The sequence below is a fragment of the Pseudomonas sp. W2I6 genome, assembly GCF_030815935.1.
GTDB lineage: Bacteria > Pseudomonadota > Gammaproteobacteria > Pseudomonadales > Pseudomonadaceae > Aquipseudomonas.
Genome location: NZ_JAUSXJ010000001.1, coordinates 1,710,053 through 1,736,789, shown reverse-complemented (window position 1 = coordinate 1,736,789; position 26,737 = coordinate 1,710,053). Strand labels below are relative to the sequence as shown.

The 26,737-nt window shown below is 61.4% G+C and carries 24 protein-coding genes, 1 tRNA gene and 1 pseudogene; 9 read left to right on the top strand and 17 right to left on the bottom strand.

Annotated features, from left to right (window positions below):
* The first annotated feature begins 143 nt into the window (after nucleotides 1-143).
* Genes QF039_RS08245 through QF039_RS08230 form a run of 4 tightly spaced genes read left to right on the top strand, consistent with a single transcriptional unit; the run spans nucleotide 144 to nucleotide 4,071 of the window.
* The gene (locus QF039_RS08245) at nucleotides 144-1,169 is read left to right on the top strand and encodes an ABC transporter substrate-binding protein (RefSeq protein WP_087694314.1); all 1,026 of its coding nucleotides are present in this window, start codon (nucleotides 144-146) and stop codon (nucleotides 1,167-1,169) included.
* Nucleotides 1,166-2,083, top strand: coding sequence for an ABC transporter permease (locus QF039_RS08240; protein WP_177046321.1), 918 nt, complete (start codon nucleotides 1,166-1,168; stop codon nucleotides 2,081-2,083). Before QF039_RS08245 ends, QF039_RS08240 begins: the two co-directional genes overlap by 4 nt.
* 6 nt (nucleotides 2,084-2,089) lie before the next feature.
* Nucleotides 2,090-2,899, top strand: a complete 810-nt coding sequence (locus QF039_RS08235; protein ID WP_087694306.1) for an ABC transporter permease — start codon at nucleotides 2,090-2,092, stop codon at nucleotides 2,897-2,899.
* A 17-nt stretch (nucleotides 2,900-2,916) separates the two neighbouring features.
* Entirely contained in the window at nucleotides 2,917-4,071 is a 1,155-nt protein-coding gene (locus QF039_RS08230; RefSeq protein ID WP_307517355.1) for an ABC transporter ATP-binding protein, read from the top strand.
* 183 nt (nucleotides 4,072-4,254) lie between these two features.
* Here QF039_RS08230 and QF039_RS08225 read toward each other — a convergent pair whose 3' ends face one another.
* Nucleotides 4,255-5,661, bottom strand: coding sequence for a cytosine permease (locus tag QF039_RS08225; RefSeq protein WP_307517353.1), 1,407 nt, complete (start codon nucleotides 5,659-5,661; stop codon nucleotides 4,255-4,257).
* A 322-nt stretch (nucleotides 5,662-5,983) separates the two neighbouring features.
* On the opposite strand from QF039_RS08225, the gene QF039_RS08220 reads away from it, so the two are divergent.
* Entirely contained in the window at nucleotides 5,984-6,469 is a 486-nt protein-coding gene (locus QF039_RS08220; RefSeq protein ID WP_177080865.1) for a flavin reductase family protein, read from the top strand.
* A gap of 42 nt (nucleotides 6,470-6,511) precedes the next feature.
* Here QF039_RS08220 and QF039_RS33700 read toward each other — a convergent pair whose 3' ends face one another.
* Nucleotides 6,512-7,240 carry a methyl-accepting chemotaxis protein gene (locus QF039_RS33700; RefSeq protein WP_371132431.1) on the bottom strand — a complete coding sequence of 243 codons (729 nt, stop codon included), beginning with the start codon at nucleotides 7,238-7,240 and terminating at the stop codon, nucleotides 6,512-6,514.
* 129 nt (nucleotides 7,241-7,369) lie between these two features.
* Nucleotides 7,370-8,302, bottom strand: a pseudogene (locus QF039_RS33695) (cache domain-containing protein); the annotation flags it as partial.
* 344 nt (nucleotides 8,303-8,646) lie between these two features.
* Between QF039_RS33695 and QF039_RS08210 the strand changes: the two are divergent.
* Nucleotides 8,647-9,690, top strand: a complete 1,044-nt coding sequence (locus QF039_RS08210; RefSeq protein ID WP_102368697.1) for an LLM class flavin-dependent oxidoreductase — start codon at nucleotides 8,647-8,649, stop codon at nucleotides 9,688-9,690.
* Between the two features lie 297 nt (nucleotides 9,691-9,987).
* Here the strand turns inward: QF039_RS08210 and QF039_RS08205 are convergent.
* From QF039_RS08205 to QF039_RS08185, 5 genes are all read right to left on the bottom strand, one after another.
* A tRNA-Gly gene (locus QF039_RS08205) sits at nucleotides 9,988-10,063 on the bottom strand.
* A 63-nt stretch (nucleotides 10,064-10,126) separates the two neighbouring features.
* Nucleotides 10,127-10,687 (bottom strand): CDP-diacylglycerol--glycerol-3-phosphate 3-phosphatidyltransferase, encoded by a 561-nt coding sequence (gene pgsA / locus QF039_RS08200; RefSeq protein WP_003208929.1) that lies wholly within the window; start codon nucleotides 10,685-10,687, stop codon nucleotides 10,127-10,129.
* Between the two features lie 32 nt (nucleotides 10,688-10,719).
* Complete coding sequence (gene uvrC, locus QF039_RS08195; protein ID WP_023658726.1) at nucleotides 10,720-12,558, bottom strand: excinuclease ABC subunit UvrC; 1,839 nt, start codon at nucleotides 12,556-12,558, stop codon at nucleotides 10,720-10,722.
* Nucleotide 12,559: 1 nt separating this feature from the next.
* Entirely contained in the window at nucleotides 12,560-13,201 is a 642-nt protein-coding gene (gene uvrY / locus QF039_RS08190) for a UvrY/SirA/GacA family response regulator transcription factor (protein WP_008436066.1), read from the bottom strand.
* Nucleotides 13,202-13,352: 151 nt separating this feature from the next.
* A complete protein-coding gene (locus tag QF039_RS08185) occupies nucleotides 13,353-13,718 on the bottom strand; it encodes a helix-turn-helix domain-containing protein (RefSeq protein WP_307517346.1) in 366 nt (121 codons plus the stop codon).
* A gap of 82 nt (nucleotides 13,719-13,800) precedes the next feature.
* Here QF039_RS08185 and QF039_RS08180 point away from each other — a divergent pair, with 82 nt between their 5' ends.
* Nucleotides 13,801-14,040, top strand: coding sequence for a DNA-binding protein (locus tag QF039_RS08180; protein WP_177040174.1), 240 nt, complete (start codon nucleotides 13,801-13,803; stop codon nucleotides 14,038-14,040).
* 64 nt (nucleotides 14,041-14,104) lie between these two features.
* Here the strand turns inward: QF039_RS08180 and QF039_RS08175 are convergent, their stop codons facing one another.
* Both QF039_RS08175 and QF039_RS08170 read right to left on the bottom strand, forming a co-directional pair.
* Nucleotides 14,105-14,539 (bottom strand): GNAT family N-acetyltransferase, encoded by a 435-nt coding sequence (locus QF039_RS08175; protein ID WP_307517342.1) that lies wholly within the window; start codon nucleotides 14,537-14,539, stop codon nucleotides 14,105-14,107.
* Nucleotides 14,540-14,552: 13 nt separating this feature from the next.
* A complete protein-coding gene (locus tag QF039_RS08170; protein ID WP_307517340.1) occupies nucleotides 14,553-15,305 on the bottom strand; it encodes a carbon-nitrogen hydrolase family protein in 753 nt (250 codons plus the stop codon).
* A 145-nt stretch (nucleotides 15,306-15,450) separates the two neighbouring features.
* On the opposite strand from QF039_RS08170, the gene QF039_RS08165 reads away from it, so the two are divergent.
* Together QF039_RS08165 and QF039_RS08160 are read left to right on the top strand one after the other, a co-directional pair.
* Entirely contained in the window at nucleotides 15,451-15,585 is a 135-nt protein-coding gene (locus tag QF039_RS08165) for a hypothetical protein (RefSeq protein WP_003208942.1), read from the top strand.
* A gap of 338 nt (nucleotides 15,586-15,923) precedes the next feature.
* A complete protein-coding gene (locus QF039_RS08160) occupies nucleotides 15,924-17,000 on the top strand; it encodes a 3-deoxy-7-phosphoheptulonate synthase (RefSeq protein ID WP_003208943.1) in 1,077 nt (358 codons plus the stop codon).
* A 124-nt stretch (nucleotides 17,001-17,124) separates the two neighbouring features.
* On the opposite strand, the gene QF039_RS08155 is transcribed toward QF039_RS08160, so the two are convergent.
* From QF039_RS08155 to QF039_RS08125, 7 genes are all read right to left on the bottom strand, one after another.
* Entirely contained in the window at nucleotides 17,125-17,823 is a 699-nt protein-coding gene (locus QF039_RS08155) for an NAD(P)H-dependent oxidoreductase (RefSeq protein ID WP_307517336.1), read from the bottom strand.
* Nucleotides 17,824-17,832: 9 nt separating this feature from the next.
* A complete protein-coding gene (locus QF039_RS08150; RefSeq protein WP_307517334.1) occupies nucleotides 17,833-19,452 on the bottom strand; it encodes an ABC transporter ATP-binding protein in 1,620 nt (539 codons plus the stop codon).
* Nucleotides 19,453-19,454: 2 nt separating this feature from the next.
* Nucleotides 19,455-20,282: an ABC transporter permease gene (locus QF039_RS08145; protein WP_307517332.1), complete on the bottom strand. Its 828-nt coding sequence runs from the start codon at nucleotides 20,280-20,282 to the stop codon at nucleotides 19,455-19,457.
* A gap of 3 nt (nucleotides 20,283-20,285) precedes the next feature.
* A complete protein-coding gene (locus QF039_RS08140; RefSeq protein ID WP_003208950.1) occupies nucleotides 20,286-21,245 on the bottom strand; it encodes an ABC transporter permease in 960 nt (319 codons plus the stop codon).
* Nucleotides 21,246-21,410: 165 nt separating this feature from the next.
* A complete protein-coding gene (locus QF039_RS08135; RefSeq protein WP_307517329.1) occupies nucleotides 21,411-22,997 on the bottom strand; it encodes an ABC transporter substrate-binding protein in 1,587 nt (528 codons plus the stop codon).
* Between the two features lie 12 nt (nucleotides 22,998-23,009).
* Complete coding sequence (locus tag QF039_RS08130; RefSeq protein ID WP_307517326.1) at nucleotides 23,010-24,620, bottom strand: 5-guanidino-2-oxopentanoate decarboxylase; 1,611 nt, start codon at nucleotides 24,618-24,620, stop codon at nucleotides 23,010-23,012.
* An 11-nt stretch (nucleotides 24,621-24,631) separates the two neighbouring features.
* Nucleotides 24,632-26,731 (bottom strand): acetate--CoA ligase family protein, encoded by a 2,100-nt coding sequence (locus QF039_RS08125; RefSeq protein ID WP_307517324.1) that lies wholly within the window; start codon nucleotides 26,729-26,731, stop codon nucleotides 24,632-24,634.
* Between the last annotated feature and the right edge of the window lie 6 nt (nucleotides 26,732-26,737).

Here is a 26,737-nt window from a genome sequence, read left to right as displayed (position 1 = left end):
CGCATGCCAGGGATAGCGCCAGTAACAAGCCTTGGTACGGTCGACTTTTGAGGCTTCGCAATAGAGGCTTCGAGAGACCTACTGCTCCCGATAGGCGGGCATTACCAGGCCCGCTCAATAACAAAACAAATGAGGGCGTGAAAATGGTGTTGAACAAACGTGCAACCGCGATGCTGTTCGCGGGTTTGCTGGCCACGGCCACTCACGCGGCCCTGGCGGCCGAAAGCGTCAATTTCGTGAGCTGGGGCGGTAGCACCCAGGATGCGCAAAAGCAGGCGTGGGCCGATCCTTTCAGCAAGGCCAGCGGGATCACTGTGGTGCAGGACGGTCCCACCGACTATGGCAAGCTCAAGGCCATGGTCGAGAGCGGCAACGTGCAGTGGGACGTGGTAGACGTGGAGGCTGACTTCGCCTTGCGCGCCGCCGCTGAAGGGCTGCTCGAACCCCTGGATTTTTCGGTGATCCAGCGCGACAAGATCGACCCGCGGTTTGTCTCCGACCATGGCGTCGGCTCGTTTTTCTTCTCCTTCGTACTCGGCTACAACGAGGGCAAGCTCGGCGCTGGCAAGCCACAGGACTGGGCCGCGCTGTTCGACACCAAAACCTACCCCGGCAAACGTGCCCTCTACAAATGGCCAAGCCCTGGCGTGCTCGAACTGGCGCTGCTGGCTGACGGCGTTCCCGCCGACAAGCTCTACCCCCTGGACCTGGACCGCGCCTTCAAGAAACTCGACACCATCAAGAAAGACATCGTCTGGTGGGGCGGCGGCGCACAGTCCCAGCAACTGCTGGCCTCGGGCGAAGTCAGCATGGGTCAGTTCTGGAACGGCCGCATTCATGCCCTGCAGGAAGATGGCGCACCCGTAGGCGTAAGCTGGAAACAGAATCTGGTGATGGCGGACATCCTGGTCGTGCCTAAAGGCAGCAAAAACAAAGGCGCGGCGATGAAGTTCCTGGCCAGTGCCAGCAGCGCCAAGGGCCAGGCCGACTTCTCTAACCTGACCGCTTATGCACCGGTGAACATCGACAGTGTGCAGCGCCTGGACTCAGTGCTCGCGCCCAACCTGCCGACGGCGTATGCCAAGGACCAGATCACCCTCGATTTCGCCTACTGGGCCAAGAACGGTCCGGCCATTGCGACACGGTGGAATGAATGGCTAGTCAAATGAAAATGACGGCAACCACGCCGACCGGGAGCGCCCTCGGCGTTGCTGGCGCAGTTTCCTGCAAACCAGGTGCGCCATCCCTGGCGCAGCGCTGGCGGGGGTCGAGCAACCTGATCCCGGCGCTGCTGTTCCTCGGCCTGTTCTTCCTCGCGCCGCTGATCGGCCTGTTGCTGCGCGGCGTACTGGAGCCCGTACCGGGCCTTGGCAACTATGAGCAACTGTTCGCTAACTCGGCATACGCCCGGGTACTGCTCAATACCTTTTCGGTGGCCGGCCTGGTGACCCTGTTCAGCCTGTTGCTGGGCTTCCCGCTGGCCTGGGTGATTACCCTGGTACCACGCGGCTGGGGGCGCTGGATCCTGAACATCGTGCTGCTGTCGATGTGGACCAGCCTGCTCGCCCGCACCTATTCATGGCTGGTATTGCTGCAAGCCTCCGGGGTGATCAACAAGGCACTGATGGCGATGGGCATCATCGACCAGCCGCTGGAGATGGTGCACAACCTGACCGGCGTGGTGATCGGTATGAGCTACATCATGATCCCGTTCATTGTGCTGCCATTGCAGGCAACCATGCAGGCCATCGACCCGATGATCCTGCAGGCCGGCTCCATCTGCGGTGCCAGCCCTGGGACCAACTTCTTCCGGGTGTTCCTGCCGCTGTGCCGACCGGGGTTGTTTTCCGGCGGCTTGATGGTGTTTGTGATGTCCCTCGGTTACTACGTCACCCCGGCGCTGCTCGGCGGCGCGCAGAACATGATGCTGCCTGAGTTCATCATCCAGCAAGTGCAGTCGTTCCTCAACTGGGGCCTGGCGAGTGCCGGCGCCGCATTGCTGATCTTTATCACGCTGGTGCTGTTCTACTTCTACCTGAAGCTTCAGCCGGAATCCCCGGTTGGCGCCAGCAACGCGAGGTAAGCCGTCATGCTCCTGACTTCCAATGCCATGAGCCGCAGGATGCGCCTGGGCCTCTACACCACCACCGGCATGATTGGCCTGTTCTTGCTGTTGCCGATCGTGTTCATCGTGTTGCTGTCGTTCGGCTCGTCCCAATGGCTGGTGTTCCCGCCACCGGGCTGGACGCTGAAATGGTACGGCCAGTTCTTCTCCAATGCCGACTGGATGAACGCGGCGGTAGCGAGCCTCAAGGTTGCGGTACTGACCACCGTGTTCGCCGTGGCGCTGGGCCTGCCCACCGCATTTGCCCTGGTGCGTGGGCGATTTCCTGGCCGCGAGTTGCTCTACGGCCTGTTCACCCTGCCGATGATCGTGCCGTTGGTGATCATCGCGGTGGCGGTGTACGCACTGTTCCTCAAGCTCGGCTATACCGGCACGATGTTCGCCTTTGTAGTGAGCCATGTGATTGTCGCGCTGCCGTTCACCATTATCTCGATCATCAACTCGCTGAAGCTGTTCGACCAATCGATTGAAGATGCGGCGGTGATCTGCGGCGCATCGCGCCTGCAGGCCGTATTCAAGGTGACATTCCCGGCGATTCGCCCGGGAATGGTGGCCGGCGCGTTGTTCGCCTTTCTCGTCTCATGGGACGAAGTGGTGCTCAGCGTGATGATGGCCAGCCCGACCCTGCAAACCCTTCCCGTAAAAATGTGGACCACCCTGCGCCAGGACCTGACGCCTGTGATTGCCGTCGCCTCGACGTTGCTGATCGGCCTCTCGGTGCTCGTCATGGTCATCGCCGCCGCCCTTCGCCGGCGCACAGAAACCCGCGCTTGAGCGCCCAGGAGCAAGACATGAGTGCAGTGATCCAAGATACCGCGCAAAACCATGGCCACCCCCTGGTCAGCTTGCGCAACCTGAACAAGTACTACGGTGAATTTGCCGCCGTGGATAACATCTCGCTGGACATCAAGGACGGCGAATTCCTGACCTTCCTCGGCTCCAGCGGCTCTGGCAAAAGCACCACCCTGTCGATGCTCGCAGGCTTTGAAACGCCAAGCAGCGGCGAGATCCTGGTGAGCGGCCAATCCCTGGTCAATGTGCCGCCGCACAAACGCGACATCGGCATGGTGTTCCAACGTTACTCGCTGTTCCCGCATTTGTCGGTGCGCGACAACATCGCCTTCCCCCTGGCGATTCGCAAACTGGCCAGCGCCGAGCGCGAGAAGCGCGTCGACGCCATGCTCAAGCTGGTGCAGCTTGAGCAATTTGCCCATCGCCGCCCTTCGCAACTCTCCGGCGGCCAGCAGCAACGCGTCGCCATCGCGCGGGCGCTGGTGTACGAGCCGCGCATCCTGCTGATGGACGAACCCCTCGGCGCCCTCGACAAAAAACTGCGTGAAGACCTGCAGGACGAACTGCGCCAATTACATCGGCGCCTGGGCATCACCATCGTCTACGTAACCCACGACCAGGAAGAAGCCATGCGCCTGTCCCAGCGCATCGCGATTTTCAGCCACGGCAAGATTGTCGGCCTGGGCAGTGGCTTCGACCTGTACCAGAACCCGCCAAATGCGTTTGTAGCCTCGTTCCTCGGCAACTCCAACTTCCTCAAGCTCAAGGCGCAGGGGAATGCGGTGGCATCGTTTGAAGGCCAATCGCTGTCGATCCGCCTGACCAGCGGCTTGCAAACCGAGCAGGAGGTGCTGTTGATGGTACGCCCGGAAAAAGCCTTGGCGCTGAGTGTCGAGCAAGCTACCGAGCAGGCATTGGCGGCGGGTTGGAATGAGGTGTCAGCGATTGTAGGCGAGGTGCTGTTCCTCGGCGAAAGCCAGACCTGCACCGTGAAAACCCTTGGCGGCACCTCGATGACAGTCAAGGCGTTGTCTGCTGCGGGCATGCCACTCAAGGCCGGCGACCCGGTGCGCGTGCGCTGGGCCACGGCGGATGCTTGCGTCTATACCGCATGGGCTGAAAGCGATCTGAACAAGGCCGCCGGCGCCCATTGAGTCACCCTTGGGCCGCCACAACGTCGGGTTGTGGCGGCCTTTTTTTGCCTGCTAACATTGGACCTGGCCGGATGTCATTGATCATCAAGCCAGCTTGCTACAAGGATACGGCTGCATCGGCAGGCCTTAACTGCAGATAAAAAAATGCCCGGCATTGGCCGGGCATTTCAGTTCATTCGATGATCAGTCGGTATAGCCCAACTTTACCGTCCTCATCTTCCGGCTATGCTCGCGCGTCGCCAGGCAGTAATACAGCGGACACGTCACCACCAACCCCACCAGCCACGACAGGTCTGCGCCCTCTACCAGATTGGCCCATGGCCCCACGTACAGCGACGTATTGGCAAAGGGCAGTTGCACGATGATGCCGATGAAATACGCCACGATCGCATGCAGGTTAAAGCGTCCGTAAACCCCGCCGTCCGCCTGAAAGATCGACGCAATGTCATAGGCGCCACGCTTGATGATGTAGAAATCGATCAGGTTGATCGACGCCCACGGCACCAGCACCAATAGCAGCGCAAGGATCAGGCCGATAAATTGCGAGATGAAGTCCGCCGACGCGCCCAATGCCACCACGCAGCATCCGGCCAGCACCACGCTGGACAGCACCACACGCACTTGGATGCCGGGTGTCCACTGGCTGGCGAAGGTCTGGATCGAGGTGATGATCGACAGCACCGCACCATACAGATTCAGGGCGTTGTGGCTGATGATATTGAGCAGAAACAGCACCATCAGGATCGACCCCAGCCAGCCGGTGGCTTGCTTGACCGCGACCATCGCCTCAGTGCCTTCGGGTGTCGCCAGGGCGGCGACCAAGCCAAAGGAGAACGACAAAATGGTGCCGAGAGTGGCCCCCAGGTAGGTGGCGACAAAGGGTCGGGTGATGCCGATATCAGCCGGCAGGTAGCGCGAATAATCGCTGGTATAGGGGGAGAAGCTGATCTGCCAGATCACTCCCAACGACACCGTCGCCAGCCAGCCGGCCGGATTGAAGCCGCCACGGGTGAGGAAGTCTGCCGGCAGGTCGTGGGAAAAAATGTAGAGGAAACCCGCCAGCAATGCGCTGCCCATCACCCAGGTGCCGATGCGGTTCAGGGTATGGATAAAGCGATAGCCGATCACGCCAATGGCCGTGGCGCTGAGCGCGCCGATCAGGATGCTGGCCGGCACCGGTACCGACGGCACGATGCCGACGATGGACTTGCCCGCCAGCACAATGTTGGAGATGAAAAAGCCAATGTAGATCAGGGCCGCGAAGAAAACGATCAGCAGCGCTCCGTAGCGCCCGAACTGACCCCGGCTCTGCACCATCTGCGGGATGCCCATGCGCGGGCCCTGGGCCGACGCGAGGGCAATGACAATACCGCCGAGCATGTGCCCGAGGGCAATCGCCAGCAGCCCCCACACCAGGTTGAGATGGAACACCTGAGTCACCATAGCGCCGGTGACGATGGGCAGCGGTGCAATGTTGGTGCTGAACCATAGGGTGAACAGGTCGCGGGCCTTTCCATGGCGCTCCGCGAGGGGGACGTAATCGACCGTGTGATTCTCGATCAGGGGATCTTGCCGGGACATCTGGGGCATGGAAATGAACTCGCGTTTGTCTGATCTTATAGTTGTTTGACGCCAAACCGGGGGAGCTCTCTGGTCACCCCCCATACGAACACCATATTATGGTATTCCAACATTTTCACAAGAGTGATCCGTAGTCCTGGCACGCATCTGATCCGCTATTGTGCCACACGGCCCCTCTTCATTCAGCGGGCTAACCCCCGTATTCATTGGCTATAAGACCAAAGGTCAACGTTCATCGGCCGCCTGAAAAAGCCCTTGATTAGATTGTATTACGGTATACCATCAGACCTACAAATCTATAAAATCCGCTTCACCCTACGAGGACCGTCCCATGATCGATGCCGCCATCTACAAACAAGTGATGGGTTCGTTTCCGTCCGGAGTCACCGTGATCACCACGCTCGATGATGACGGGCAGATAGTCGGACTTACCGCCAGTGCGTTCAGCTCGTTGTCCATGGAGCCGGCCCTGGTGCTGTTCTGCCCCAACTACAGTTCCGACTCCTATCCGGTGCTGATCAAGAACCAGCGCTTTGCCATTCATGTGCTGTCCGGTGGGCAGCAAAGCGAAGCCTATGCTTTTGCGCGCAAGGGCAAAGACAAGGCGCAGGGCATCGAATGGACGTTGAGTGAACTGGGCAACCCGATCCTGGCCAATGCCACGGCGGTGATCGAGTGCGAGTTGTGGCGTGAGTATGAAGGCGGTGACCATGCAATCATGGTCGGTGCGGTGAAGAACCTGATCATGCCCCGGCAGAACGCCGGGCCACTGGTTTATTGCCACGGCAAGATGGGCGCCCTGCCCGCCATTGCCTGATCGTTACCGTTGCAGGCGCCCGGCAGCCCGGGCGCCCACCGGTCAGGTGCGGAAGCGGCTGACCAACTGATTCAACGTCTGAGACAACGTCGTCAATTGCTGCGCATCCTGGCGCGTGGAATCAGCCAGGCTCGCCACCAACTGTGCATCCCCGTGAATCTGGCTGATGTGCCGATTGATGTCTTCAGCCACCTGGTGCTGCTCTTCGGCAGCCGTTGCGATTTGCGTATTCATGTCGCGGATCACGTCCACCGACTCGCGAATCAACCCAAAACTGGCCCGTGCGTCGTTGATCGACACCACCGTTTCCTGGGACACCTCCAGGCTGGCATGCATTTGTTTACCCATCTGATGGGTACGCCGGGCGAGGTTGCCCAGCAGCCCGTCGATCTCGCCGGTGGAGTCCGAAGTACGCTTGGCCAGGGCCCGCACTTCGTCTGCCACCACGGCAAAACCACGCCCCTGTTCACCGGCTCGGGCGGCTTCGATGGCAGCGTTCAGCGCCAGCAGGTTGGTCTGTTCGGCGATGGAGCGGATGGTGCCGAGTATCGACTGGATGTCGTTGCTGTCTTTTTCCAGTTGCTCCATGGACTGGGCGGAGTGGCCGATTTCCTCACTCAGGCGCCCTACGCTGCTCACTGCTGCGTCGATCTGCTGCTGGCCGGTGTGCGCCTGGCGCTGTCCGTTGTCGGCAGAGTCGGCGGCCTGGCTGCAGGAGCGCGCGACTTCATTGGAGGTGGCGACCATCTCATGAAACGCGGTGGACACCATGTCCACGGCCTCCCGTTGGCGTGAGGCGACCTCAGCCATTTCCACCGAGACCTCCATGGCACTCCCCGAACTGCTGTGGATCTGCCCGGCCGCCTGGCCGATGCGCTGGATCAGCGTGCGGATCGCTTCGAGGAACTGGTTGAACCAGCCGGCCAGTTGTGCCGTCTCGTCTCGCCCTTTTACCGGCAGGCGCGCCGTCAGGTCTCCTTCGCCCTGGGCGATGCCTTCCAGGCCGCTGGCCACACCACGAATCGGCTTGACGATCAGCCCGGCAAACCAGGCGCCCACCACTGCAAACAACACGGCACACACCAGGGCGATCGCCGCGATCAGCCAGGTCAGGCGCGCCGCGCCGGCCATCACTTCACTTTCCCGCACCACCCCGACAAACCGCCAGCCCAATGCCCTGGACGGCCAGACAAACGCCATGTAGCGCTCGCCTGCCAACTCGACCTGCACCAGGCCCTGCCCAGCCTCGCTCAACTGCCGGTAACCCTCGCCCAACTCACTAAGTTTCTTGAAGTTGTGAGACGGGTCATTCGGGTCCACCAACACGGTGTTATTGGCTTCCATCAACATCAGGTAGCCGCTGTCACCCAGCTTGATCTGTTTGACCAGGTCGGTCAGTTGCTTGAGGGAAACATCGATGTTCACCACCCCGCTCGCGTTGCCCTGGCGGTCATTGAAGCTTCGCACCGTACTGACCAGCACCACGTCATCGGCGGCCCAGTAATACGCCTCGGTGCGCAGGGTCTTGCCCGGTTGCGCCATGGCCGTCTTGTACCAGGGCCGGGTGCGCGGGTCGTAGCTCGCCAGCTTCGGGTCACCCGGCCAGAATACATAGCCGCCATCTTCAGTACCCAGTGACAGGTAGGTGTAGGCCGAATGACTCTTGGCCAGGCCCTCGAACAGCTTGAACAACTGCTGATCGCGCTCGCCGAGTGCGACTTGGGCGGCGTCGCTGGCCAGATAGCGTTTCACATCGCCGTTGATACTTTGCAACTGCGGATGCGCCGCCAGGTAGGCGACGTTCTGACTGATACCTTCAAAAAACAATTGCATGGCATTGTCGACCTGGCGAATCTCGCGTTCGCTGCCGTCGATAAAGCCGTCCCGTGCCTCATGGCGCACGTTGAGGATGATCATCACTGCCACCAGAATGACTGGCAGGCTGGCGATCACCGCAAAGGCCAGGATCAATTTTTGTTTTATGTTCATCTAGCTCGCCTTCCTTGTGAAGTGAATGTGCGACCGCTGGAGAGAAAAGTTTTGCAGATATTCCGTATTATGGTATACCAACAATCAATCCGCCGAATAGCCTTCATCACTGGCAAGCTTCACATTGGCGAGAGCACCTAAGGGCCCGCAGTCGACAGGCCGATCACAATAGATCCGAGGTAAGCGTCATGAAATTTTCCCTGTTCGTGCACATGGAACGCTGGGATGAAAGTGTCAGCCATCGCCAGTTGTTCGAAGACTTGACCGAACTGACCCTGATGGCGGAAGCCGGTGGTTTCAGCACCGTCTGGATTGGCGAACACCACGCCATGGAATACACCATCTCGCCCAGCCCGATGCCGCTGCTGGCTTACCTCGCGGCCAAAACCACCACCATTCACCTGGGCGCCGGTACCATCATCGCGCCGTTCTGGCACCCACTGCGGGTGGCAGGCGAATGCGCGCTGCTCGACGTGATCAGTAACGGACGCATGGAAGTCGGCCTGGCCCGTGGTGCCTACCAGGTGGAGTTCGACCGCATGGCCGGCGGCATGCCCGCCTCATCCGGCGGCCAGGCGCTGCGCGAGATGGTGCCGGTGGTACGTGCGTTGTGGAAAGGCGACTATGCCCATGACGGCGACATCTGGAAGTTCCCCACCTCCACCAGCGTGCCCAAGCCGATCCAGCAGCCCAACCCGCCGATGTGGATTGCCGCACGCGACCCGGACTCGCATAACTTTGCGGTAGCTAATGGCTGCAACGTGATGGTCACGCCGTTGATGAAGGGCGACGAAGAAGTCCTCGACCTGAAAAATAAATTCCAGGCTGCCCTGGACAACAACCCGGATGTGCCACGCCCACAACTGATGGTGTTGCGTCACACCCACGTGCACGCGGTAGACGACCCTGACGGCTGGAAAGTCGGGGCCAAGGCAATCGCCCGATTCTATCGCACCTTTGATGCCTGGTTCGGCAACAAGACCGTGCCGGTCAACGGCTTCCTTGACCCGAGCCCGGAAGAAAAATTCGCCGGGCGTCCGGAGTTTGAACTGGAAAGCCTGCACAAGACCGCAATGATTGGCACGCCTGAAGAAATCATCCCGCGCATCCAGTACTACCAGGAGCTGGGTGTGGACGAGTTCAGCTTCTGGTGTGATAACAGCTTGCCCCACGCGGAGAAGAAAAAATCCCTTGAGCTGTTTATCAAGCACGTGGTGCCGGCATTTCGCTGAGGGTAATGCCTGAACCGCACACAGCGCCGGCACTTGCCGGCGTTGTTGTTTCGGGTGGCGGGAATGCGGCATGTGCTTCGGGTCGAGGAGATGTATACGATGCCGGACCGGGGTGCTCCGCCCAAAAACCGCTGTGCCCACTGCCCGTATTCCATGTACTCAAAAATGTACTTAAAAAAGTGGCTGGAGACGGATTTCAGTAGTTTTGCGTAGAAACGAAAAAAGACGCCGAAGCGTCTATTCCTTAAATTACAGGCAAAAAAAAGCCACTCTATTGAGTGGCTTTTTCTTTGTGTTTGGAGCGGGAAACGAGACTCGAACTCGCGACCCCGACCTTGGCAAGGTCGTGCTCTACCAACTGAGCTATTCCCGCGTCTTGGTGATGCGCATTCTATAGAATCCTCATCACCCGTCAACCCCTTGATTCAAAAAAGTTTTATTTCTTTTCAACCTCGGTGCGCAGATGCGGCCAGGCGGCGCGCAAATATTGCAGCATGGACCACAAGGTCAGGCCCGCAGCGATCAGCAGCAAGGCGTAGCCCAGCAATACCCAGAAGGAGAAATCCGACGGGTTGGCCAGCAGGATCACCAGGGCAAGCATCTGCGCCGCGGTTTTCCATTTGCCCATGTTGGACACGGCCACGTGGGCTCGGGCGCCGATTTCGGCCATCCACTCCCGCAGGGCGGAGACCACGATCTCGCGACCGATGATCACGGCCGCCGGCAACGTCAGCCAGAGGTTGCCGTGTTCCTGCACCAGCAGCACCAGGGCGACCGCTACCATCAGTTTGTCGGCCACCGGGTCCAGGAACGCGCCAAACGGCGTGCTCTGTTCCAGGCGACGGGCCAGGTAACCGTCCAGCCAGTCGGTGGCGGCTGCGAAGGCAAACACCGAACTGGATGCCATGTAGCTCCATTCGTACGGCAGGTAAAACAGCAATATGAAAATCGGTATGAGCAGGACGCGTAGTACGGTGATCAGATTAGGGATATTCATCGGCACAACTGGCTACGAGGTGAGAAGGCATTCTACTCGCTGTGCAGATTTGCATAAATCAACTCTGCGAGCTTTTTACTGATACCGGGAGCTTTGGCTATTTCTTCGATGCTGGCACGGGACAGCTCCTGCAAGCCACCAAAATGTTTTAACAAGTCCCGCCGCCGTGTCGGCCCGACCCCTGCCACCCCTTCCAGGGTTGAGGTACGCCGGGTTTTGCCACGTCGGGCACGGTGGCCGGTGATGGCGAAACGGTGGGCTTCGTCGCGGATCTGCTGGATAAGGTGCAGCGCCGGGGAGTCGCCCTTCAAGGTGAACTCATGGGCTGCATCATTCAAGTACAAGGTTTCAAAACCGGCCTTGCGGGTGGCACCCTTGGCCACGCCGAGCAGGATCAGGTCGGGTACCGCCAGTTCGTTGAGTACGTCGCGGGCCATGGACAGCTGGCCCTTGCCACCATCCACCAGCAGGATGTCCGGCAGCTTGCCCTCGCCGTCCTTCAGTTTGCTGAAGCGGCGGGTCAGGGCCTGGTGCATGGCGGCGTAGTCATCGCCCGGGGTGACGCCTTCGATGTTGTAGCGCCGGTAATCGGACTTGATCGGCCCTTCCGGCCCGAACACCACGCAGGAAGCCACGGTGGCCTCGCCGCTGGAGTGGCTGATGTCGTAGCACTCCAGGCGCTGGGGCGGCTCGTCGAGCTTGAGCACTTCGGCCAGGGCGTCAAACCGCGCGGCGACGTGCTGGCGGTTGGCCAGGCGTGCGCCCAGCGCCTGTTCGGCGTTGGTCACGGCCAACTGCTGCCAGCGCGCACGGGTGCCGCGCACGCGGTGGCTGATGTCCAGCTCGCGGCCACGCAGTTCGTGAATCGCTTCGATCAGCGCCGGGAAGTCCTCGTGCACCACGTTGACGATCAGTTCGCTCGGCAGGTCGCGCTCGGGGCTGCTGACGTAGTACTGGCCGAGGAACGCCGCCATGACTTCGGCGACCTCCTCTTCTATACCGGTCTGGGGGAAGAAGTTCTTGCTGCCCAGCACCCGGCCGCCGCGCACGCTGATCAGGTGCACACAGGCGCCGCCCGGGTTGACGAAGGCGGCGATGACGTCGACGTCACCGGTGCCGCCCTCCATGCTCTGCTGGTCCTGCACGCGGCGCAGCAGGGAGATCTGGTCGCGTAGCTCTGCGGCGCGCTCGAAATCCAGGGTGCTGGCCGCTTGCTCCATGGCGCCGGACAGTTCATCGGCCAGGGCATTGCTGCGGCCTTCGAGGAACATCACCGAGTGACGCACGTCCTCGGCATATTCCGCAGGCTCAACCAGGCCCACGCACGGCGCCTTGCAGCGCTTGATCTGGTACTGCAGGCACGGGCGGTTGCGGTTCTTGTAGAAACTGTCTTCGCACTGGCGCACGAAAAACGCCTTTTGCAGCAGGCTCAGGCTTTCGCGGATGGCGCCAGCGCTGGGGTAAGGCCCGAAGTACTTGCCCTTCTGCTTCTTGGCGCCGCGATGGATGCTCAGGCGCGGAAAGTCGCCGTCCGAGAGAAACACGTACGGGTAGGACTTATCGTCACGCAGCAGGATGTTGTAGGGCGGCCGCCATTCCTTGATCAGCGTCTGCTCAAGCAGCAGCGCCTCGGTTTCATTGGCGGTGATGGTGGTTTCCACCTGGGCGATACGCGCCACCAGCGCCGCGGTCTTCGGCGCCAGGCCCGTCTTGCGGAAGTAACTCGCCAGGCGGCTTTTCAGGTTCTTGGCTTTACCGACGTAGAGCAGGCGCGCTTCGCTGTCGAACATGCGATACACGCCAGGACGGCCACTGCAGGTTGCAAGGAACGCACTCGGATCGAACAGCACTTTAATTTCAGAGGCTGTCATTTCAGGCGCTGGCGTCTACCATGCCGTGGCGTACCGCCAGCAGGGTCAATTCAACATCACTGCTGATGGAAAGCTTTTCGAAAATCCGATAACGGTAGGTGTTCACGGTTTTCGGCGACAGGCACAGCTTGTCGGAAATCGACTGGACTTTTTGACAGCCGACAATCATCAGGGCGATCTGAATTTCCCGCTCCGACAGCGCATCGAACGGCGAGTCGCTGGTGGGCTGGAACGACTTGATCGCCAACTGCTGGGCAATCTGCGGGCTGATGTAGCGTTGGCCGGCAAACACCAGGCGAATGGCCTGGACCATTTCCGCCAGGCCCGCGCCCTTGGTCAGATAGCCGGCAGCGCCCGCTTGTAGCAACCGTGTAGGAAAAGGATCTTCCTCACACACGGTCACTACCACGACTTTGATATCCGGATGGCTGCGCAACAACTTCGTAGTGGCGCCAAGACCGCCGATCCCGGGCATCTTGACGTCCATCAAAACCACATCGGGCTTCAACTCCCGGGCCTTGATCAGGGATTCCTCCCCTGACTCGGCCTGGCCGACTACTTGCAGGCCATCGATGTCAGCCAGCATTCGTGTAATGCCTGTACGAACGAGATCATGGTCATCGACTACTAGCACCCTAATCAAGCAGACACCTCGCGATATGGTCTTATAGGTTGCTGAACACCTTAGCAAAAAACCACGGCGCAGACCTAGCCGCAAGCGTCATATATATAGAGTTTCAATGAACAATGGCCGTCTACCGAGCGGTAGGCGACCGAATTTCCTGAGAAAAAGGTCAGGATTCCTGGAGGGGGAGCTTTGTTTTTCCATTCATTGAAGCTGAATGCTCGGCCAGCGTAGTGGTCAACCGCCGGATTGCATCCTGATCTTCCTTTAACATTGCCCGGTAATTTCCCAGGACTTTTTCCTCCAGCTGGCTAAGGTTATCCAATTGAACAGGAGTAGACGTGCCCGTCAGCACATACAGGATATCGACACCTCTTTCCGCTACGCGTGAAAGATAGTCCGCCTTGGGCGCCCGACCACCACTTTCATATTTGCCTTGCGCGTTGGCTTCCACGCCTCCTATTTCACCAAAAGTTTTCTGCGACAGACCAAGTCGCTCTCTTTCTTGCCGTAACCGCGAACCGATTCCACTCATTTGGATGTATGATCCTATTTGGCACACCCCAAGAGGTGACACTCTCATCTCTTTGTTAAACAAACTTGAACGGTTTTGAACTATGCCCGGAATTCGCACGGCTGCACAAGCCAAGGCTTGGCTTGAACACCAAGGAAAATCTGTTCAAGCGTTCGCCCGGGAACATGGCGTGGACCCGGCAACCACCTATCAAGTGCTCGCTGGGCGCAAAAAGGGACGACGTGGAGAAGCCCACAAGGTGGCGGTCCTGTTGGGCATGAAAGACGGGATCATTCCGACGGAGGAAGAAACCGTAAGGCAAGATCAGGAAGTCATTTCTTGAAGTCAGTATGCGCTTATTAAAACCAAGTGCCTGTTTTCCCAAAATTGGCAGTACTCACACCTGATCACGGCCGGCAATTGCGCTCCATGCGCCAGAAGCAATCCTCCGCTCCAACGATTTCCAGGCCCTTGCGCTGATAGAGCCTTCGCGCCGGGTTGGTCTTGAAAACGGTCAACCGTAAAAGGCACAGCCCTTGCGCGCGCGCCTTGTACACCATCTGCTCGATAACCCAACCGCCAGCCCCTTGATGACGAAACGCCTCAAGGATGTGCAGCTCGCGGATATACAGTGCCTTGGGGTCACGACTGATACTGATGAAACCCAGCACCTCGTTATCGCGACAGATCAGCCAGTTTTCTCGTCCGGCCCAGGCGGTATCGAAACCGGCATCTGACCACGACAAGTCGTATTGGCGATAATAATTACCCATGGCCTGGTGGGTCAGGGTCCGGGCGAAGGCCAGGTGTTGGCTGGTCGCGGCCTGCAGTTGAAACGCCATGTGCCTGAACTCCCTAGATTGCCACCTGTTCTCCCTGCCACTGGCCGCCGGTGTCGCGTCGTGCAATCACCAGCGTATCGCCTACACCCGGGCTAGCCGCGATCAAACCACCGTCGGCGCCCCAGATTGCGCTGCGCCCGGCGCAGGCCCAGCCACCGGATGGACCGCCGTGGTTGGCCATCAGCACCAGCATCCGGTGCTCGGCGGCATAGCCCTGTAGCAAGGCGGTGTCCGGCGCGTAGCCGCCTTCGCTGATCAGCACACCCGCAGCGTAGATGTTCGCCCCGTCCTCGGCAGCCTGTCGAGGGTGGCTGGCGTGGGAAAAATCCGCGCATACCGCCAGGGAGATCCGGTCGTCCCCCCATTCAAGGGCCGCCCCGCCCTGCCCCGCAGCAAACGCCACGTCTTCACCGGGATGCAGATGCTGCTTGGTATAGACCGCCACCGAGCCATCCGGCCCCAGCACCAGCGCACCGATCAACACCTCACTGGCGCCCCCCAGGCGAATCGGCATGCCCACCACCGCGGTGATGCGCAACTCACGGGCCATCTCCCGCAGCGGCGCCAGCGCTTCATCGCCGGGCGCGATCGCCAGCCCGGCGGCCAGTGAAGGTTCATAGCCGGTCAGGGACAGTTCCGGAAACACCAGCAACTGCACGCCGTGCTCCGCCGCCACGCGCATGAAAGCCAAGTGACGAGCGATATTGCCGGGCACATCGCCTGCAACGGAAATGGATTGGGCAGCAGCAATCGTCAAGGCAGTCATGGTCGCATCCAGGCAATCATCGTGAGGTGGGTGCAGCATATCGACACTGGGGTCATAGCCGTAAGTACCCAACCTCAATAGAAATTACTGATTGAATCCACCCGCTCGCCTCAGTTAAGCTCCCCCCATCATTTGGAGACACACCATGTTGCAACTCACCCACACTCAGGTTTGCCCTGCTGCCAGCGCCCAGCGCTCGGTCGTGGCTGCCCGCGTGAGCGGTTTGAGCGCACTGGTCAGCTTTTATTTTGGGTATTGGTTTAGCCACTGGCGCGCCTGATACCTGAAATCGGCGCCCACTACTCAAGGGGTCGCCTACCAGAGAAATCTAACCCCCGGTCGGCTCCCCGACCGGGGGTTTTGTTTTTTCAGCCCTTATTATTGTTGCCACACACCGAACACTTAAAGGACTCACGCCATGAACTACGCCACCTATTACCGCTACGACACCTCCACCGCCTGGCGATTTAGCAAGCTCCGTTCGGGACAGCCTGCCGCCTCCGATCGGTCACCTATTGGTGGCAAGCCAACACACGTAGCCAATACGGCCAATTGTCGAACACCCCAGTAGGGCAGAGCGTGCGGGAACAGCCCGCCGCTTGCCCAGGAAGCCCGAATATGAACGCCTCGATCGCCGCTCTGCCTGTTTCCACCCTGTCCTGCGCCAATGAAGCGCTGACCCAGCGTTTGCCCAGTGCCCTTGAGCTCAAGCACCAACTGCCCCTGAGCCCATTCCTCAATGAACAGATCCACGCCCATCGCCAAGCCGTGCGCGCCATCCTCAAGGGTGAAGACTCACGCCTGCTGGTGATCGTCGGCCCGTGCTCGATCCACGACCCGGAATCGGCCATGGAATACGCGCGCAACCTGAAAAAACTGGCCCATGAAGTCAGTGACCAGATGCTCCTGGTGATCCGCGCCTACGTCGAAAAACCCCGCACCACCATCGGTTGGAAAGGGCTGGCCTACGACCCACGCCTGGATGGCAGCGACGACATGGCCGCAGGCCTGACCCTGTCCCGGGAACTGATGCGGGAAATGCTGCGCCTGGGCCTGCCGGTGGCCACCGAGCTGCTGCAACCGATGGCTGCCGGCTACTTCGATGACCTGCTGAGCTGGGTCGCCATTGGCGCGCGCACCACCGAATCGCAGATTCATCGCGAAATGGCCAGCGGCCTCGGCATGCCCGTGGGCTTCAAGAACGGCACCGACGGCGGCGTGGCCATCGCCTGTGACGCCATGCGCTCCGCCGCTCACCCGCACCGTCACTTCGGTGTCGACAGCCAGGGCCATCCGGCGATCATCCAGACCCCGGGCAACCCCGACACTCACCTCGTGTTGCGCGGCGGCCATCGTGGGCCGAACTACGATCGCCAGAGCGTGGCCCAGGTTCACGCCGACCTTGCCAAGAGCAAAGTCGCGCCGCGGATCATGGTCGACTGCAGCCACGCCAACAGCGGCAAAGACCCGCTGCGCCAACCGGCGGTGTTCAACGACGTGCTGGAGCAGCGCCTGCAGGGCGACACGTCGCTGATCGGCATGATGATCGAGAGCCACCTGTTCGAAGGCTGCCAGCCATTGAGCCCGTCGATGAAATACGGCGTGTCGATCACCGATGGCTGCCTGGGCTGGGACGGCACGGAACAGCTGCTGCGCAGCGCTGCCGAGCGGTTGCGGGTACACAATCGCGCCTGACAATGAAGATCAAATGTGGGAGCGGGCTTGCTCGCGAATGCGGTGGTCCAGCCAGCACATGCATCAACTGGCGCGCCGCTTTCGCGAGCAAGCCCGCTCCCACACTGGATCTTCATTCACTTGACTAAAGTGGATAAAGAGCCTCATCAAACTGCGCCAACGTCGGAAACACCAACGGCTGGTCATCCGCCAGCCCTTCCAATCGCTGCTGGTAATTGCGCAGAAAATCCTGCCGGGCCTCGGCGCTGATATACGGCACATGCCACGCCACAAACGGCTCCAGCACCTCAAACCCGACATACGCCAGCGTGCCACGCAGGATCGGCCGCAGCATGTCCTCCAACGGCCCGTGAATCGCACCCTCGCCAAACATATGCTCGCGCCCGCCGAGGGTCACCGTGACCAGCGCTTTCTTGCCGGCGAGCCCGCCCTGATCATAAAACCGCTTGCCGCCGTAGCACACGCCCGACACCAGCACCCGGTCAATCCAGCCCTTGAGCATCGCGGGCGCCGAGAACCAGAAGATCGGGAAATTGAGGATCAGCAGATCGGCCCACAGCAGCTTATCCAACTCCTGCTGGATATCCGCCGCGATGGATTGGCTTTTCACCCCCAGGCGCTGCTCCAGGGCATACACCAGGTAGTCGGGGTTCTCCCGCGAGGTGAAGTCCGAGGCGCTGGCTACGGGATTCCAGTTCATCGCGTACAAATCACTGACCTGCACCTCATGCCCCTGCGCTTGCAGGGTAGCCGTGGCCTGGTCACGCAAGGCCGCGGTAAACGACTGCGGCTCGGGATGGGCGTGGACAATCAACACCTTCATAAAAACTCCTCAAGAAGTAAGCGCGGCCCGTTTGGCCAGCAAATGGTCGAGCCAGTCGGGGTCCATTTCCGGCTCCGATGAAAACAGCAGGCCGGTGTAGTCCTGATACGGCGGGGTGAAGATCGCGCTGCGGCTGCCCTGGTCCACCACCCTCCCGCGCTGCATCACCACCACTTCGTCGGCGATGGCGCGCACCGTGGCCACGTCATGGGTGATAAACAGGTAGGCCACGCCCAACTGCTGCTGAATGCGGTTGAGCAGTTTCAGCACGCCCTCGGCCACTAACTGATCCAGGGCCGAGGTCACTTCGTCGCAGATGATCAATTGTGGGTCGGCCGCCAGGGCGCGAGCGATGCAGATACGTTGCTTCTGGCCGCCGGACAGCTCACGAGGCTGACGCTCCATGAAGGTGGCCGGATCCAGCTCGATCATCTCCAGCAACTCGGCGACCCGGGCACGCATGGCCTTGCCCTTGAGGCCGAGGTAGAAGGTCAGCGGCCGGCCGATGATGTCGACGATGCGCTGGCGCGGGTTCAGCGCGGTATCGGGGATCTGGTAGATCATCTGGATCCGTCGCAACTGCTCCTTGCTGCGCCGACGAAAGTCCGCCGGCAACGCTTCACCGTCATACAGCACCTGCCCCGCCGTAGCCGGCAGCAACCCGGTAATCAAGCGTGCGGTGGAGCTTTTGCCGCTGCCGGACTCACCGATCACCGCCAACGTCTGGCCGCGATACAGGCTCATCGACACGTCATGCAGCACCGGCTGATGCCCGTAGCTGGCGCATACCTGGCGCACTTCCAGCAACGGCACCTGCTGCTGCGGGCAAGCCTTGGGCTCGGTGCGAAAGCTGCGCACCGCCCACAGGGACTTGGTGTAGTCCTGCTGCGGGGCGCTGAGCATGGTGCGGGTCTCGGCCTCCTCCACCAGCTTGCCGTGACGCAGCACCATGATGCGGTCGGCCATCTGCGCGACCACCGCCAGGTCATGGCTGATATACAGCGCGGCACTGCCGAAGGTTTTCACCGCATCGCGAATCGCCGCCAGCACTTCGATCTGGGTGGTGACGTCGAGGGCGGTGGTGGGTTCGTCGAAGATGATCAGGTCCGGGTGACAGGCCATCGCCATGGCGGTCATTACCCGTTGCAGTTGCCCGCCGGAGACCTGGTGCGGATAACGCTGGCCGATGGTTTCCGGATTGGGCAGGCGCAGCACGCGGTACAACTCCACCGCCTCGCGTTCAGCCTGGGCGCGGCTGATGCCACCGTTGATCACGGCGGTTTCCACATGCTGGTCAATCAGCCGATGGGCCGGGTTGAACGACGCGGCAGCGGATTGCGCTACGTAGGCAATCCGCAGTCCTCGCAGCTTGCGCAAGGCTTCGGGTTTGGCCTGCAACAGTTGAATGCCGTCAAAGCACACCGAGCCACCGGTGATGCGACAACCATCGCGGGCAAAACCCATGGCCGCCAGGCCCAACGTTGATTTACCCGCGCCAGACTCACCAATCAGCCCCAGTACCTCACCCCGTTGCAACGTCAGGTCGATACCCTTGATCAACGGATGCCAGGCATCCTCGTAATGCCCTTCGATCTGCAGGTTGCGGATTTCCAGCAGTGGCTTGTCCATCCTCAACACTCCTTCAGGCCGCTGGATTTATGCAGCATCCAGTCGACGACAAAATTCACGCTGACGGTGATCAACGCCACTGCCAGCGCCGGCAGCAACGGGCTGATGTCACCGAAGGTGATCAGCACCGCGTTGTCGCGGACCAGGCTGCCCCAATCGGCGGTGGGCGGTTGAATGCCCAGGCCAAGGAACGACAGCGCGCTGATAAACAAAAACACGAAGCAAAAGCGCAGGCCGAACTCGGCAATCAGCGGCGCGGCGGCGTTGGGCAGCACTTCCCGGGTGACCAGCCACCACAGCCCTTCCCCACGCAAGCGCGCGGCTTCGACAAAATCCTGCACCACCACGGTCATCGCCACGGCCCGGGACAGGCGAAACACCCGGGTCGAATCCAGCAGTGCAATCACCAGCACCAGCGAGGTGGCATTGGTGCCCACCACGCTGAGGATCAGCAAGGCGAAGATCAGTTGCGGGATCGCCATCAGGATATCCACCACCCGCGACAATCCCTGGTCGACCCACCCGCCCTTGATCGCGGCTATCAAGCCGCTCAAACCGCCCAGCAAAAACGCCAGCACCGTCGTCAAAAAAGCGATGCCCAGGGTGTTGCGCGCGCCATACACCAGGCGGCTGAACATGTCCCGCCCGAGGTTATCGGTGCCCAGCAGGAACTGGCCGCTCCAGGGCGCAAACCCGTCGCCCACCACCTGGGTTTCGCCATAGGGCGCGAGCAGCGGTGCAAACAACGCCACCAGCACGTACAGCACGATGACCAGCAGGCCGAACTTCGCGCTCAATGGCGCCCGGGCCAGTTGTGTGAGAAGGCTCATGGTCTACCCCTTGGGATGCATCAGGCGTGGGTTGGTGGCGATGGACAGCACATCGGCGCCGGTATTGAGCAGGATGTAGGTGGCGGCAAAGATCAGGCTGCACGCCTGCACCACCGGGATATCGCGCTTGGACACCGAGTCCACCAGCAACTGGCCGAGGCCCGGGTAGACAAACACTACTTCCACCACCACTACGCCCACCACCAGGTACGCGAGGTTGAGCGCGATCACGTTGACGATGGGCGCCAGGGCATTGGGCAGTGCGTGGCGCCAGATAATCCGCGACTGGCTGATGCCCTTGAGCCGAGCCATTTCGATATACGGGCTGGCCAGCAGGTTGATCAGCGAGGCGCGGGTCATGCGCATCATCTGCGCGATCACCACCAGGCTCAGGGTGGCCACCGGCAACACCGAACGTTCGAGAATGGTGGCGAATGAGGCATCCGGCGCCAGGTTGGACAGGCTGGGAAACCAGCCCAGCTTGACCGAAAACACCAGGATCAGCAGGTAGGCGACGAAGAACTCCGGGAACGACACCGCACTCAGGGCCGAGGTGTTGAGCAGGCGGTCGAACCAGCTGTTGCGGTACAGCGCGGCGAGCATCCCCAGCACCAGCGCCAGGGGCACCGAGACCAACGCCGCCAGTGCCGCCAGGCGCAAGGTGTTGCCCAGGCGTGCGCCGATCAGTTCGGCGATGGGCCGCTGGTTGGCCAGGGAAGCGCCGAGGTCGCCGTGCAGGAGGCGCAGCAGCCATTGCACGAACCGGCTCAGGGGCGGCAGGTCCAGGCCCAGTTGGGCGCGAAAGGCGGCGACGGTTTCCGGCGTGGCGGACTGGCCGAGCATGGCCTGGGCGATATCACCGGGGAGCATGCCGACCGCCAGGAAGATGATCACCGAGACGGCGAACAACGACAGCAGGCCAAGGGCGAGGCGTTGGAGTACCAGTTTGAATAGGCTATTCATGTTCGGTTCTCATGAGTGGGGCATGTTCTCGAAGGCGACAAATGTTCAATGTGGGAGCGGGCTTGCTCGCGAAAGCGGTGTGTCAGCCAATACAGATAGAGACTGACCCACCGCATTCGCGAGCAAGCCCGCTCCCACATTTGATTTGTGGCGTATCTGGAATCTTCACGCCTGCCACCACCGCTCGATCAGCCGCAACCCATCCAGTTCCCCATACGGCGCCGTCAGCGGTCCATGGCTGACGCGGTTCGAGCGGGCCGCCACGGAGCTGGCGAACAACGGCACAATCGCACCACCGTCGTCCCGGCACAGGCTCTGCATTTCGTTGTACATCTCCTGGCGCAGCGGCGCGTTCATCTCGCCTCGCGCTGCATTGAGCAACTGGTTGAAGCGGTCGTTATTCCAATGGGTTTCGTTCCACGCCGCGCCCTTGGCGTAGCCGATGCTGAACATGCGGTCGGCAGTCAGGCTGCTGTACCAGAACGAGGTGGTGAACGGCTGCTTCATCCAGATATTGGAGAAATAGCCATCCGCCGGCTCGCGCACCACGTCGATATCAATCCCGGCCTGGCGCGCCTGCTCCTTGAACAGCACCGAAGCATCCACCGCGCCGGTGTAGGCGGCATCGGAAGCTTGCAGGCGCACCTTCAGCGACTCCACACCGGCCTTGCGCAGGTAGAACCGCGACTTGTCCGGGTCGTAGGTGCGCTGCTCCAGGTCGGCGTTGATGAAACGGCTGCCGGGCTGGATCGGATGGTCGTTGCCCACCAGGCCATAGCCATGCAGCACCGAGGCCAGCAGGGTTTCGCGGTTGATCGCATGCTTCATCGCCATGCGGATGTCGTTGTTCTTGAACTCGTTGCTGTCGCACAACATCGGGAAGGTGTAGTGCTGGGCGCCCTTGGTTTCTTCGATGACCAGCGTGGGATTGCGCTTGAGCAAGGCCACGGTTTTCAGGTCGACCTTGTTGATCACGTCGACTTGCCCGGTGACCAGCGCATTGACCCGCGCTGCGCCGTCGGCAATCGCCAACAGCTCGGCGCTGGCGAAGTGTGCCCTGCCCGGCTTCCAGTAATCAGGGTTGCGCTCCAGGTCCATGCGTACGCCCGGCTCGAAGCTTTTCAGGCGATAACCGCTGGTGCCGATCCCGGCCTGCCAGTCGGCGGCGCCGTCCTTGGCGGGCATGATCACCAGGTGGTAATCGGCGACTACATAAGCGAAATCGGCATTGCCCGAGTGCAATTCGAACACCACGGCATCGCTGCCCTTGGCGCTGACACTGGCCACATCGCCGATCACCGTCTTGGCCGCCGAGGTGGAGTTGGCTGCCAGGTGATGGTTGATCGAGGCCACCACGTCGTCAGCGGTCAGGCTTTTGCCGTTATGGAAGGTCACGCCCTGGCGCAGCTTGAAGGTCCAGGTGCGCGCGTCGGGCGTCGACTCGAAGCTTTCGGCCAATTCGGGGATGGCGCTGCCGTCCACCGCGATTTCCGTGAGGGTGTTGTACACCGCCGAAAAGCCGACGAAGGTGAAGGTGTCGACCCAGGATCCCGGGTCGCGGGAGTCGGTGGTGCTGCCGCCGGCCAGGCCCATGCGCAGCACGCCGCCCGGCTTGGGCGTGGCCTCCTCGGCAAAGGCCTGCAGCGGCAGGCCCATGGAAAACGCGGCGGCCACGGCACCGGCTACGGCGCTGTGCTTGAGGAAGTCCCGCCGGTGCATCGCTTGAGTCATTTTGTTGTTGTTTTCGCTCATGGTGTTGCTCCTCTAAAGGTTCACACAGGCATGCTTCAACTCGATCAAGGTCACGCCGTTGCGCTTGAAACCGTTACGCAAATCCGTCTGCAGCTCATCCAGGTTCTGTGGCTCGCTGACCGTGCAGCCGAACGCCCGCGCCAGGGCGGCGAAGTCCGGGTTGCGCGGCAGTACGCCGATGGGTTCGATGTCCAGGTTCAGCATGTCGTCGCGAATCTGCCCCAGGGCGTCGTTGTTCCAGAGCAACACCACCAGCGGGCTGTCCAGTTCTTCCACGGCCGTGGCCAGTTCCTGGGCGGTGTAGAGAAAGCCGCCGTCGCCCACCAGCACCAGGCCGGGCCGTTGCGGTGCGCCGAACTTGGCGCCGATACCGGCCGGCAGGCCATAGCCCAGGGTGCCGTAGCCGGTGGGATGCAGCCAACTGCGGGTGGCGTTGCAGGGAAAGGCGTAGTTGCCGGTGTAGGCCAGTTGGGTCATGTCACTGCTGATGAAGGCATTAGCGGGCAACTCGGCGACCACGCGGTCGAGAATCGCCTGGTGAATCCGTTGCAACGGACCATGGCCGCTGCTGACTGCCTGGCGTAACGTCGCGACCGCAGCGGTGGCGGCATCCGCGTTGCGCGGCGTGGCTGGCAAGCGTTCCAGCAAAGCCAGCGTCGTTTGCTGGGCATCACCGTGCAACGCGACGGCGCAGGAATAGAAATCGTTGAACTTGCGCGGGTCGATATCCACCCGCAGCAGCTCGCCATTAATCGGCAGGCGTTCACGCCAGAAGTCGGTATCGGCCATTTCGGTGCCGATGGCCAACACTACGTCCGCCTCGGCGATGAGCTGCCAGCCGGGCTCGATGCACAAGGTCGAACCGGCGTTCAACGGATGCTCCACCGGCAACAACCCCTTGCCGGCGACACTGCTGAAAAACGGCGCCGCCAACTGCGTACTCAAGCGCTGCAAGGCATCGGCCGCCAACAGCGCACCGCCACCGGCAATGATCATCGGGCGCTTGGCCGCGGTCAGTTTTGCCACCGCCTGATCAAGACTTTCAGCCGATGGCAAGCCACGCCCGGGACGGCGCACCACCTCATTGCTCCAGTCCCGTTTGATCGGCGCCGACAGTACATCCAGCGGCACCGAAATATGCACCGGGCGCGGTCGCTCACTGTCGAACACCGCGTAGGCCCGCGCGATCAACTCCGGCAAATCCTCGGCACTCAACGCTACTGCCGAAAACGCAGTGATGGGCGCGGTCATCGCCCGCTGGTCCTGGGTTTCATGCAGGCAGCCCCAGCCCTTGCCGAGGCTGGCGGTGTGGTTGACGCTGGAAATCACCAGCAGCGGAATCGAGTCGGCATACGCCTGGCCGATCGCCGTCGCGGCATTGGTCACCCCCGGCCCGGTGATGATGAAACACACCCCCGGCTTGCCGCTGACCCGCGCATAACCGTCGGCCATAAAGCCGGCGCCCTGCTCGTGGCGGGTCAGCACATGCCGAATACCGCTGCCCGGCAAGCCGCGATACAGCTCCAGCGTGTGCACGCCGGGAATCCCGAACACCGTGTCGACACCATAGTTGGCCAGCAATCGCACCAGGGCCTGGCCGCCCGTCAAGGTTTTGCTTTGCATTGTCATCTCCTTCACGCCTGGGCGAGACGGATCAATGCATCGACCGCCGTGGCGCCCCGGGCATTGACCAGCAATGGGTTTACATCGAGTTCCAGCAACTGCCCGGCGTTGGCGCAGGCATAGTCGGCCACCGCACGAATCGCCGCCACCAGGGCTTCCATGTCGGCCACTTCCCGTCCGCGAAAGCCTTGCAGCAATGCGGCGCTGCGCAGGCCGAGCAAGGCGTTGCGGATTGCGTCGTCGGTGGTGGGCAGCAGCAGGCTGCGGCTGTCCTTGAGCAACTCCACGAGGATTCCACCAGCGCCGATCACCAGCGCCAGGCCGAAGTCGTTTTCGCGCTTGATGCCCACAATCAGCTCGGCCAGCGGCGGCGTAGCCATGGACTCCAGCAGCAGCTGATCGAACGGCACATCCGGCGCATAAGCGGCGATTTGCTCGCGCATATGAGCCAGGGCAGCAGTCAAGGCGAAGCCGTCCTGCAGGTTGAGCGCCACGGCGCCGGCTTCGGTTTTATGCGGCAAGTCGGCACTGACGGCCTTGAGTACCAGCGGGTAACCCAGCACTTTGGCATCGGCGATGGCCCGCTCGGGAGTGCTCAAGACACCGGCTGGCGTGGTCAGGCCGAAAGCCCGTAAAGCCTGCTTGGAATCCCATTCATCCAGCGACTGTCCGTGTTGTTCAAGCGCTTGCGGGCACAGCGGCACCAGTATCGACTCACCCCGCGCCAACAACGCCCGGCGATTGTCTTGATAGTCGGCAATCCGGCCCCAGGCCGCCAGCGCATCTTCCACGCCTTGCAACGCGGCAACGCCCTGGGCATGCAGGTGCTCGCGAGCGTGGGCCGGGAGCAATTCGGGAAATGCCGAGGTGACAAAGCCAGTCTTGCCGTGACGAGCCAGTGCGCTGCAAAACAGCTCCAGCAGCAGGTCGCACTCCTTGCGCTCACCGGTAAATTCCGCCGGGTAGTCGAGCACCAGCATTGCCGCATCCGCTTCGGTGCGCAGTGCCGTGTCGAGCATCGTATTAAGCGCGTCGCTGTTGCCCCAGATGGCCGTGGTGAAATCCAGCGGGTTGACCAGGTTGGCGTAGCTGGGCAGCACCTGCGCCAACTCTTCACGCTGGCCTTCGTCGAGCTTCGGCAGGCTCAAATCGTTGCGCTCGGCGTAGTCGGCAATCAACCCGGCATCACCACCGGAACAAGCCAGGGCGATCAGGCTGTTGCCCGCCGGCAGATTACCGCAGGCCGCCGCCTTCAGGGTCTCGACAAAACTCACCGGCCCGCTGACCCGGATCACACCCAGGCGCGCGAACAGACTGTCGTACAGCGCATCGGAACCCGACAACGAACTGGTATGACTCAAAGCCAACTCGGCGCCGATCTGTGACACCCCGGTTTTCAGGGCGATGATCGGAATGCCTTTTTCCAGGGCCTTGTGGGCCGCACGGGCGAACCCCGGCACATTCTTCAAGCCTTCCAGGTGCAAGCCAATCGCTGTAACGCGCGGCTCGTCGAGCAGCACGTCCATCAACTCGGCAACCCCCAACTGCGCCTGGTTGCCCACCGACGCCATATAGGCCACCGGCAGCGAACGGTCGCTCATGGACAGGTTGTAGGCAAAGTTGCCGCTCTGGGTCAGCACCGCAACGCCCTTCTCGACCGGCTTGCCGCCATGGGCCACCGGCCACAACGCCGAGCTGTGCAGGTAATCCAGCAGGCCATAGCAATTGGGGCCCAGCAGTGCCATCTCGCCAGCGGCCTTGAGCAGTTGTTGCTGCAAGGCTTGGCCCTCGGCGCCGGTTTCGGCAAACCCGGAGGCGTAGCAGATGGCGCCACCGGTGCCAATGGCCGCCAGTTCGGCGACACAGGTCAGGGTCAGCTCGCGATTGGTAGCGATAAACACCGCGTCCGGACCGCACGGCAAATCGGCCACGCGACGCACGCAGGGAACGCCATCGAGGCTGTCATGTTGCGGGTTGACCAGCCACATCTGGCCGGCAAAACCACCCTCGGCGCAGCGCTTGAGGGCACGGGCCATGCTGCGCCCACCGACGAATGCCAGGTGACGGGGCGCCAGCAGGCGCTTGAGATTGTCGCGGATAGCCTGGGACATAAGCGT

Coding starts and splice junctions, on each gene's coding strand:
- QF039_RS08125 (WP_307517324.1), bottom strand. CDS start 26,731: ATGTCCCAGGCTATCCGCGACAATCTCAAGCGCCTGCTGGCGCCCCGT.
- QF039_RS08235 (WP_087694306.1), top strand. CDS start 2,090: ATGCTCCTGACTTCCAATGCCATGAGCCGCAGGATGCGCCTGGGCCTC.
- uvrC (WP_023658726.1), bottom strand. CDS start 12,558: ATGACAGCCTCTGAAATTAAAGTGCTGTTCGATCCGAGTGCGTTCCTT.
- QF039_RS08210 (WP_102368697.1), top strand. CDS start 8,647: ATGAAATTTTCCCTGTTCGTGCACATGGAACGCTGGGATGAAAGTGTC.
- QF039_RS08130 (WP_307517326.1), bottom strand. CDS start 24,620: ATGCAAAGCAAAACCTTGACGGGCGGCCAGGCCCTGGTGCGATTGCTG.
- QF039_RS08245 (WP_087694314.1), top strand. CDS start 144: ATGGTGTTGAACAAACGTGCAACCGCGATGCTGTTCGCGGGTTTGCTG.
- QF039_RS08140 (WP_003208950.1), bottom strand. CDS start 21,245: ATGAATAGCCTATTCAAACTGGTACTCCAACGCCTCGCCCTTGGCCTG.
- QF039_RS08150 (WP_307517334.1), bottom strand. CDS start 19,452: ATGGACAAGCCACTGCTGGAAATCCGCAACCTGCAGATCGAAGGGCAT.
- QF039_RS08170 (WP_307517340.1), bottom strand. CDS start 15,305: ATGACTGCCTTGACGATTGCTGCTGCCCAATCCATTTCCGTTGCAGGC.
- QF039_RS08180 (WP_177040174.1), top strand. CDS start 13,801: ATGCCCGGAATTCGCACGGCTGCACAAGCCAAGGCTTGGCTTGAACAC.
- QF039_RS33700 (WP_371132431.1), bottom strand. CDS start 7,240: ATGGTGTCCACCGCGTTTCATGAGATGGTCGCCACCTCCAATGAAGTC.
- pgsA (WP_003208929.1), bottom strand. CDS start 10,687: ATGAATATCCCTAATCTGATCACCGTACTACGCGTCCTGCTCATACCG.
- QF039_RS08230 (WP_307517355.1), top strand. CDS start 2,917: ATGAGTGCAGTGATCCAAGATACCGCGCAAAACCATGGCCACCCCCTG.
- QF039_RS08165 (WP_003208942.1), top strand. CDS start 15,451: ATGTTGCAACTCACCCACACTCAGGTTTGCCCTGCTGCCAGCGCCCAG.
- QF039_RS08240 (WP_177046321.1), top strand. CDS start 1,166: ATGAAAATGACGGCAACCACGCCGACCGGGAGCGCCCTCGGCGTTGCT.
- QF039_RS08225 (WP_307517353.1), bottom strand. CDS start 5,661: ATGCCCCAGATGTCCCGGCAAGATCCCCTGATCGAGAATCACACGGTC.
- QF039_RS08160 (WP_003208943.1), top strand. CDS start 15,924: ATGAACGCCTCGATCGCCGCTCTGCCTGTTTCCACCCTGTCCTGCGCC.
- QF039_RS08220 (WP_177080865.1), top strand. CDS start 5,984: ATGATCGATGCCGCCATCTACAAACAAGTGATGGGTTCGTTTCCGTCC.
- QF039_RS08135 (WP_307517329.1), bottom strand. CDS start 22,997: ATGAGCGAAAACAACAACAAAATGACTCAAGCGATGCACCGGCGGGAC.
- QF039_RS08175 (WP_307517342.1), bottom strand. CDS start 14,539: ATGGCGTTTCAACTGCAGGCCGCGACCAGCCAACACCTGGCCTTCGCC.
- QF039_RS08155 (WP_307517336.1), bottom strand. CDS start 17,823: ATGAAGGTGTTGATTGTCCACGCCCATCCCGAGCCGCAGTCGTTTACC.
- QF039_RS08185 (WP_307517346.1), bottom strand. CDS start 13,718: ATGAGTGGAATCGGTTCGCGGTTACGGCAAGAAAGAGAGCGACTTGGT.
- QF039_RS08145 (WP_307517332.1), bottom strand. CDS start 20,282: ATGAGCCTTCTCACACAACTGGCCCGGGCGCCATTGAGCGCGAAGTTC.